Genomic DNA, 8,168 nt, shown 5'->3' on the forward strand with positions numbered 1-8,168 from the left:
AACTATAACAGATAACTACTATTTAAAAAATTAAAATATGGCATCAGGAAAACAAACTCCAAGGCAGAAGATGATTAACCTAATGTACTTGGTTTTCATTGCAATGCTTGCACTTAACATGTCTAAAGAGGTACTTACCGCTTTTGGATTAATGAATGAAAAATTGGTTGAAGCTAACGCTGATACTACACAACGTAACCAACTTGCTATGGCTGGACTTGCAGAAAAAGCAAGTGAACAACCAGCTAAATATGCACCTTTAAAGGAGCAGGCAGATCAAATAAACGCTTTAACAGAAGAGTTGGTAGGATATATTGATGGTGTTAAAAACAAATTAACAGCAGAAATGGATGATCCTACAGACTACGAGACTATGGATAAATCTAATGATTTAGATGAACTATGGTACAAAGGAGGAAAAGTTACACCAGAAGGTCAAGAATTTATTGACAAGATGGATACTTACCGTAATGGTGTTGTTTCAGTTATTGGAGCAGACTTACCAAAGGTTAGAGCAGAAGTTGAAAAAGACTTCTCAACAGCACCAGAAAAAGATCGTGATGGTGTAGAGAAAGATTGGTTAAGCTATAACTACGTAGGATTTCCTCTAGTTGCATCTATTACTAAACTTACGCAAATACAAGCAGACGCTAAGACAGTTGAAAGTGAAATTCTTTCAGACTTATTAGCAGGACAATTAAAGTCTGATGTTTCTATGACAAACTATCAAGCTATAGTAGTACCAGAAAAAACTGCATTCTTTAATGGCGAAAACTTTAAAGGTAAAGTTGTATTAGGACGTTTTGATAACTCTTTAAACTTTGACAAAGTAACTGTTAACGGAAAAGATTTAGAAAAGACAGTTGGCGGTCAAGTTGTATTAGATTTTCCAGCAGGAAATGTAGGAGAGCAAGAGATTAAAGGTGATCTTCAGTTTAAAGAAGGAGACTCTTTAGTATCTATTCCTATTACAAGTTCTTATGCTGTTATCCCAAAACCAAATGCTGCTGTAATTTCTGCAGATAAAATGAATGTAGTTTATAGAGGTGTACAAAACCCTATGACAATTTCTATTCCAGGTGTTGGCTCTGTTAGTGCTAACGCTCCAGGACTTTCTCCTGCAGGAGGCGCTGGTAAATACAATATGAATGTTACCACATTAAAGCAACGTGAAGTTAAAATTAACGTAAGCGGTAAGTTACCAGGTGGTGAGACCGTATCAGACAGCAAAACGTTTAGAATTAAAGATATTCCAAGACCAGTAGGAACTGTTCGTGGTGAAGAAGGATCTATTAAAATGCAACGTAACGGATTAGAGATTTCTACTATCGGAGCAGATTTACCAGATTTTGACTTCCAATTAAAATTAAATGTAACTGGATTTAAATTTAGAGTACCAGGTCAACCAACTGTAAGAGTTAATGGTAGCCGTTTAGACTCTAGAGCTAAATCTACTCTAAGAAGAGCAAAACGTGGAGAAACAGTTCAGATTTTTGATATCGAAGCAGGTATCTCTGGAAACTCTGGTTACAAGTTGAAAAAAGTATCTCCTGTAATTATTGAATTAACAAACTAAGATTGATGATGGCTATGACTTCAAATCGATTATTACTTACACTATCTGGACTTTTGATAACCTCTTTAGGGTTTTCTCAAGCAAACTTGCTTAACGCAAAAACTCCAGATGAAATTGGCGTTAAAACCGAAGAACAAATTAAATATGATAACGATGATCCATTAGAGTATGGGTACGTTGATGATAGAGATGTACTTTGGTCTAAAACGACTTGGGAAATAGTAGATTTGGATGAACGTGTAAACTTTCCATTATACTATCCTATAGATACTAATAATATTGGAAAAGACAGAAGATCTTTATACGATGTACTTCTTTCTAATATTAAAAATGGAAATATTGAAACTATCTATACAGATTCTTATTTTACAGAAAAAAGAACTTTAAAAGATATTTCTGCTGCCTTATCTAAAGTTGATACTACAGATTATGGTATCGAGCAATATAATGCAGGTGAAAAAATAGATGCTCAGTATATAACAAGACGCGATATTAACGCTGGAGATATATCTGAATATCATGTTAAAGGTCTTTGGTATTTTGACAAGCGTCAAGGTGAATTAAAGTATCGTTTATTAGGTATAGCACCTTGTGCTCCAGATGTAAACTTTATAGATGAGGAAGACACTCAAGTAGTTGAATTATTTTGGGTATGGTTTCCTGGTGTAAGAGAAGTTTTACATAACGCTAAAGCGTTTAACAGGCAAAACTCATCACAACCAATCACGTTTGATCATTTATTAAATTCAAGACGTTTTAACGGTGTTATTTACAAGGAAGACAATGAGTATGGTGATCGTACTGTTGAAGACTATATAAATGACAATGCATTAATGCAACTGTTAGAATCTGATAGAATTAAAGAACAGATAAGAAACTTTGAACAAGATATGTGGAATTACTAATTCCTAATCTCGTATAAACATTCTAAAAAAACGCCTTTCAAAAAGAAAGGCGTTTTTATATTTTTAAAATATGCAGGAAACAGATTATATTATTGTAGGTTTTGGATTAAGTGGCTTAGCTGTAACGAGACAATTACAGTCTCATAACAAAAAGGTTGTTGTTATAGACAAGCCTTCTCAAAACGCTTCTAAAGTTGCTGGAGGTATGTATAACCCTGTTATTCTTAAACGTTTTACGTTAGCCTGGAATGCAAATGAACAACTACCCTACGCGCTTCAGTTTTACAAGTCAATAGAAGACGAATTAAAAATTAAAATAATTAATCCGTTACCAGTATACAGACGTTTCTCTTCTATTGAAGAACAAAATAATTGGTTTGAAGCTTCAGATAAACCATTATTGAATGAGTATTTAAATTCAGACCTAAAGATCACATTAAATAAAAACGTAAATGGTAATTATGGTTTTGGTGAAGTAAAACAAACCGGTACTATAAACACCGAAAAATTAATTAATGCCTTCAAATCAAAACTTAGTAGCAATAATAATTTTATTGAAGAGAATTTTAATTACGATTCATTACAAGTTAATAAAGACAGTATAATTTACAATAATCTAATAGCAAGAGGAATAATTTTTTGCGAAGGTATTGGTGTTAAAAACAACCCATATTTTAATACATTAGATATACGAGGAAATAAGGGAGAATATTTAATAATAAAAGCACCTCAATTAAACTTAGAAGCAGCTGTAAAATCTGGCATATTTATAATACCGTTAGGAGACAACAACTACAAAGTTGGTGCTAGTTATGATAGATTAGACACAACTACAAATCCTACAGAAACTAAAAAGACTGAATTAAAGAAGCAACTTGATGCTATCCTAACAACAGAATATCAAATTATAGATCAAGTAGCAGGCATAAGACCAACAACAAAAGACAGAAGACCTTATATAGGAAGTTTAAAAGAACATGAGAATGTATACCTCTGTAATGGTTTAGGAAGCAGAGGTGTTATAACATCTCCAACTATCTCGAAGCATTTGGTAGATCATATCTTAAAAGACCTACCAATACCTTCAGATATAAGTTTAGAGAGACATTATTAATTACCCTATTTTTTGTACTACTTCTTTTTTGGCTGTTTTAACAGAACCATCAAATCCGTGAACACCACCAACAGTAGTATACTTCATTACATAGCGTTTATCTGGATTTATTCTTTGAAAAGCACTTTGACACATTAAAGTAGCCTCATGAAATCCACACAATATTAACTTGAGCTTACCTGGATAAGTATTAACATCTCCAATAGCGTAGATACCAGGAATATTTGTTTGATAATCTAAAGTATTATCAACTTTTATCGCATTTTTTTCTATCTCTAATCCCCAATCAGCAATTGGTCCTAATTTTGGAGACAACCCAAATAAAGGGATAAAATCATCTACTTCTAGCAAGGTATCCTGCGCAGCTTTATCTTTATGCTGTATAACTACGGATTCTAGCTTTTCTGAGCCGTTAATTCCAACAACCTCTGCATTGGTTACTAATTTAATTTTTCCTAGCTTAGATAGCTCAGAAACTTTCTCAACAGAATCTAACGCACCTCTAAATTCACTTCGTCTGTGCACCAATGTAACCTCAGAAGCTACATCTGCTAAAAAGATACTCCAATCTAAAGCAGAGTCTCCACCGCCAGCAATTATTACTTTTTTATCTCTATATACTTCTGGATCTCTTATTATATAAGACACACCACAATCTTCAAAATCTTTAATGTTTGAAATAGGTGGTTTTCTAGGTTCAAAACTTCCTAATCCACCTGCTATAGCAACTACAGGTGCATGATGTTTAGTTCCTTTATTGGTAGTAACTATAAATGTCCCATCTTCCTGTTTATCTATTGTTTGAGCGCGTTCTCCTAGAGTAAAACCAGGTTGAAAAGGCTCTATTTGCTTCATAAGATTATTTACCAAGTCACCAGCTAATACTTCAGGGAAAGCAGGAATATCATAAATGGGTTTTTTAGGATAAATTTCAGAACATTGCCCTCCAGGTTGTGGTAATGCATCAATTAAGTGACATTTTAATTTTAGAAGTCCCGCTTCAAAAACTGTAAATAAACCTGTAGGTCCAGCTCCAATTATTAATATATCTGTTGAAATCATAGAATTTAAAAATGAAAAATTATGCCAACTTTAAAAAAAGCTAGCAATTAAAGAAATAGATGTAAGGTTATTGAGCGGTGTTAATCACCTTTTCAATTTGTGGTGCATGCTTTTTAATTGTCATCTCAACACCACTCTTAAGTGTCATTTGGTTAACACTACAACCAACACAATTACCCATAAGCTTTACAAAGACTGTTTTATCATCTTCAATACTAACTAAAGAAATATCACCGCCATCATTTTGTAAAAATGGGCGTATTTCTTCTAATGCAGCTTGCACACTATTATATAATTCTTGTCCTTCCATAAGTTAATTCTTTACAGCACTACAGCCGGCCATTGTTGTAATTTTAATAGCTTCAGTTGGAGGCAAATCTTTATTTCTGTTCACAGTTTCTTGAACTGTATTTTTGGTGATATCTATAAATGCTGATTCTAAAATAGTTCCTGTTTGTAATGCAGCTGGCCTTCCTATATCGCCAGATTCTCTAATACTTTGTACTAAAGGTAATTGGCCTAAAAACGGAACACCTAAATCATCTGCTAAATTTTTAGCACCATCTTTACCAAAAATATAATATTTATTGTCCGGTAATTCTTCTGGTGTGAAGTAGGCCATATTTTCCAATATCCCTAATACAGGTACATTAATGCTTTCTTGTTGAAACATAGCAACACCTTTCTTAGCATCTGCTAATGCAACATTTTGCGGAGTACTAACTACAACCGCTCCAGTTATTGGTAAAGATTGCATGATACTCAAATGTATATCACCAGTTCCAGGAGGAAGATCTATTAAAAGAAAATCTAATTCACCCCAAGCAGCATCAAATATCATTTGATTTAAAGCTTTAGCTGCCATAGGTCCACGCCAAACTACTGCTTGATTTGGTTTAGTAAAAAAGCCTATCGAAAGTATTTTTACACCGTAATTCTCTACTGGCTTCATTTTAGATTTACCATCAACAGTAACAGACAAAGGTCTTTCTGCCTCAACATCAAACATAATTGGTGCAGAAGGGCCATAAATATCTGCATCTAACAAACCAACCTTAAAGCCCATTTTAGATAATGAAACAGCAAGATTAGAGGTCACTGTAGATTTTCCTACACCTCCTTTACCAGATGCAACAGCTATTATATTTTTAATGCCAGGAATTGCCATTCCTTTTATTTCATTTGTTTTTTGAGGTGCCTCTATTTTTATATTAACCTTTACCTTGGCATTTTCATCTAAACCGCTATGTATTGCAGAAATAATATCAGATTCTGCGCGCTTTTTAATATGCATTGCAGGTGTAGTTAATGTTAAATCTACTATCACTTCATTAGCAAAAGTCACAACGTTAGTAACCGCACCACTCTCTACCATATTTTTACCTTCTCCAGAAACAGAAATTGTTTCCAAGGTTTTCAATACAGATGCTTTATCAATCTTCATAATTTGTAATCTCTTAATTAGAATTATTCTAAAGTGCAAATGTACGGGTTAGACATTTAAAAATAAAGCGCTATGGCAGATTAGATTTATGAATATATATAGCTTCTATGTAAATTTAACGTGCTTGAAGATATTACAAAATGAATAGCTGTATCTTTGCAAAAAAATATTAGAATTATGAGTAGAGATGGACGTCGAAACGATAACGCTTCTAACAAGAAAAATAAGCCAAAAGTTGAAACCGTTGATGGTGGTATTAGGCTAAATAAATATATTGCTAATGCAGGAATTTGCTCAAGAAGAGATGCAGACATCTACATAACTGCAGGTAATGTTACAGTAAATGGAAAAACTATAACCGAAATGGGTTATAAAGTAAAGCTTAGTGATGAAGTTAAATTTGACGGTAGAAGCATAACACCAGATAAAAAAGAATACTACTTACTTAATAAACCTAAAGATGTTTTTGTATCTGGCAGTTTAAATGAAAGCGGAATGACTGTTTTAGATATAGTAGGTCGCGCAACAAAAGCGAGATTAAGCCCTATTGGTAAACTTGAAAGAAGCGCAATGGGATTAGTTGTGTTAACAAATGATGGTACACTTTCTAAAAGTTTAGCAAATCCAAGACATGGTATTAGGCAAATTTACCATGTACAGTTGAATAAAGAATTAAGTCAAGTAGATTTAGAAAAAATACGTCAAGGTATCACTTTAGAAGATGGAGAAATTAAAGTGGTTGACATTAGTTACGTAGAAAATAAATCTAAAAGAGAAGTTGGAATAGAAATTAAAAGTACTAAGTCTCATATTGTACAAAGACTATTTAAAAGTCTTAATTACGAGATCAAATATCTTGATAGAGTAGTATTTGGAACTCTAACTAAAAAAGACTTGCCTCGTGGTATGTTTAGACACCTCACGAAGCAAGAAATAATTAATTTAGGAATGATTTAGTAATTAATTGCAGGACAGTTACAATCGTAACGATCTCTTCTTTCATTAAATTTATATCCTATTGTTAACTGATGAAATCCTGAGTTACTTAACACTACAGAATTTGCTTGATAACTATACGTGTAAGCAAACATAAAATTGTTATAGTCTACACCAACAAATGGGGTAATTAACTGAAGCTTTTGGTTACTTACCTCTACACCATCCTGTGTAAACTCAGCGCCCTCAAAACTTCTTCTGTAAGATAAGCCTCCCCAAAGTCTACCAAAGTCCATAGCTTTATAAACTTTCATATTTAAATCTATGCTACGCTCTTGTGTTTCATCTGTTGATTGAAACATAATTGAGGGTTCATAACTCCAATCACTTCCATAAGGACTAATTGTATACCCTGCAGAAAGCAAATAACGTCTTTGGTTGTTAGATTCTAAATCTTCTGTAAATATATCTCTATTTGCAGGTAAGGCATTCTTAACTGTTAAATGAGAGAAAAAGTCTAAAAAGTAATATGAAACACCAAAGTCTAAATTAAAATAAGTATCAGTTTGTTCTATTCCTGTAACAATTGGGTCAAACATTGTAAAAGTACTTTCATCCAAACGACCTTGAATAGCACCTATACTTAATCCAAAAGATAATTGATTTAAATCAATTTCATTCCTAGATAATAATAAATGATATGCAAATGTTGCGTAAGCACCAGTTTGAGAAAAGTTACCATTACTGTCGTTAAATAAAATACCACCGACACCAATTTTATCTGTGATTCGACCATTTAAAGATAGTGTTTGTAAACTCGGAGCATCTTCAACATCAAACCATTGTTGTCTAGCTGTCAATCTAACTTTACTAGCATTTGAAGCACCAGCCATAGACGGATGCAACAAATATAAATTATCAGTTAAATAATCTGAATAAACAGGAATTCCTTCTTGTGCGTTCACAAAAAATGAACCTGATATTAGCATTAGTAAAGCTAATGCACTTTTAATTTGAGTTGTCATATAAAAAATTATCGTTTCAATGTAAAGTTAGCTCTGAACTCCTGTATGGATCCGTCAGCCGGCTCCACGAACTCGACGCTGAACCAGTAGTCGTCGCTAGGAAGCA

General features: G+C 33.3%; 8 protein-coding genes. 4 read left to right on the forward strand and 4 right to left on the reverse strand.

The window, feature by feature from the left end; translation table 11 throughout:
* Positions 1 to 37: 37 nt before the first annotated feature.
* The 3 genes from porM (at position 38) to CL818_RS06620 (ending at position 3,595) form a co-directional block, all read left to right on the forward strand.
* A complete protein-coding gene (porM, locus tag CL818_RS06610; RefSeq protein ID WP_272973299.1) occupies positions 38 to 1,576 on the forward strand; it encodes a type IX secretion system motor protein PorM/GldM in 1,539 nt (512 codons plus the stop codon).
* A gap of 14 nt (positions 1,577 to 1,590) precedes the next feature.
* The gene (gene porN, locus CL818_RS06615) at positions 1,591 to 2,481 is read left to right on the forward strand and encodes a type IX secretion system ring subunit PorN/GldN (protein WP_272973298.1); all 891 of its coding nucleotides are present in this window, start codon (positions 1,591 to 1,593) and stop codon (positions 2,479 to 2,481) included.
* Between the two features lie 70 nt (positions 2,482 to 2,551).
* On the forward strand, positions 2,552 to 3,595 hold the full coding sequence (locus CL818_RS06620) for an NAD(P)/FAD-dependent oxidoreductase (protein ID WP_272973297.1): 1,044 nt from the start codon (positions 2,552 to 2,554) through the stop codon (positions 3,593 to 3,595).
* On the opposite strand, the gene CL818_RS06625 is transcribed toward CL818_RS06620, so the two are convergent.
* The 3 genes from CL818_RS06625 to CL818_RS06635 all read right to left on the reverse strand — a co-directional run bounded on the left by CL818_RS06625 (position 3,596) and on the right by CL818_RS06635 (position 6,101).
* Entirely contained in the window at positions 3,596 to 4,657 is a 1,062-nt protein-coding gene (locus tag CL818_RS06625) for an NAD(P)/FAD-dependent oxidoreductase (RefSeq protein WP_272973296.1), read from the reverse strand.
* A gap of 67 nt (positions 4,658 to 4,724) precedes the next feature.
* Entirely contained in the window at positions 4,725 to 4,967 is a 243-nt protein-coding gene (locus CL818_RS06630) for a NifU family protein (protein WP_013185921.1), read from the reverse strand.
* Between the two features lie 3 nt (positions 4,968 to 4,970).
* The gene (locus tag CL818_RS06635) at positions 4,971 to 6,101 is read right to left on the reverse strand and encodes an Mrp/NBP35 family ATP-binding protein (protein WP_272973295.1); all 1,131 of its coding nucleotides are present in this window, start codon (positions 6,099 to 6,101) and stop codon (positions 4,971 to 4,973) included.
* A gap of 177 nt (positions 6,102 to 6,278) precedes the next feature.
* Between CL818_RS06635 and CL818_RS06640 the strand changes: the two genes are divergently transcribed.
* Complete coding sequence (locus CL818_RS06640; protein ID WP_013185923.1) at positions 6,279 to 7,058, forward strand: pseudouridine synthase; 780 nt, start codon at positions 6,279 to 6,281, stop codon at positions 7,056 to 7,058.
* Here the strand turns inward: CL818_RS06640 and CL818_RS06645 are convergent.
* On the reverse strand, positions 7,055 to 8,062 hold the full coding sequence (locus CL818_RS06645) for a PorP/SprF family type IX secretion system membrane protein (protein WP_272973294.1): 1,008 nt from the start codon (positions 8,060 to 8,062) through the stop codon (positions 7,055 to 7,057). The genes CL818_RS06640 and CL818_RS06645 overlap by 4 nt on opposite strands.
* Positions 8,063 to 8,168: the final 106 nt, after the last annotated feature.

This window comes from Croceibacter sp. (genome assembly GCF_002716225.1).
Classification (GTDB): Bacteria; Bacteroidota; Bacteroidia; order Flavobacteriales; family Flavobacteriaceae; genus Croceibacter; species Croceibacter atlanticus.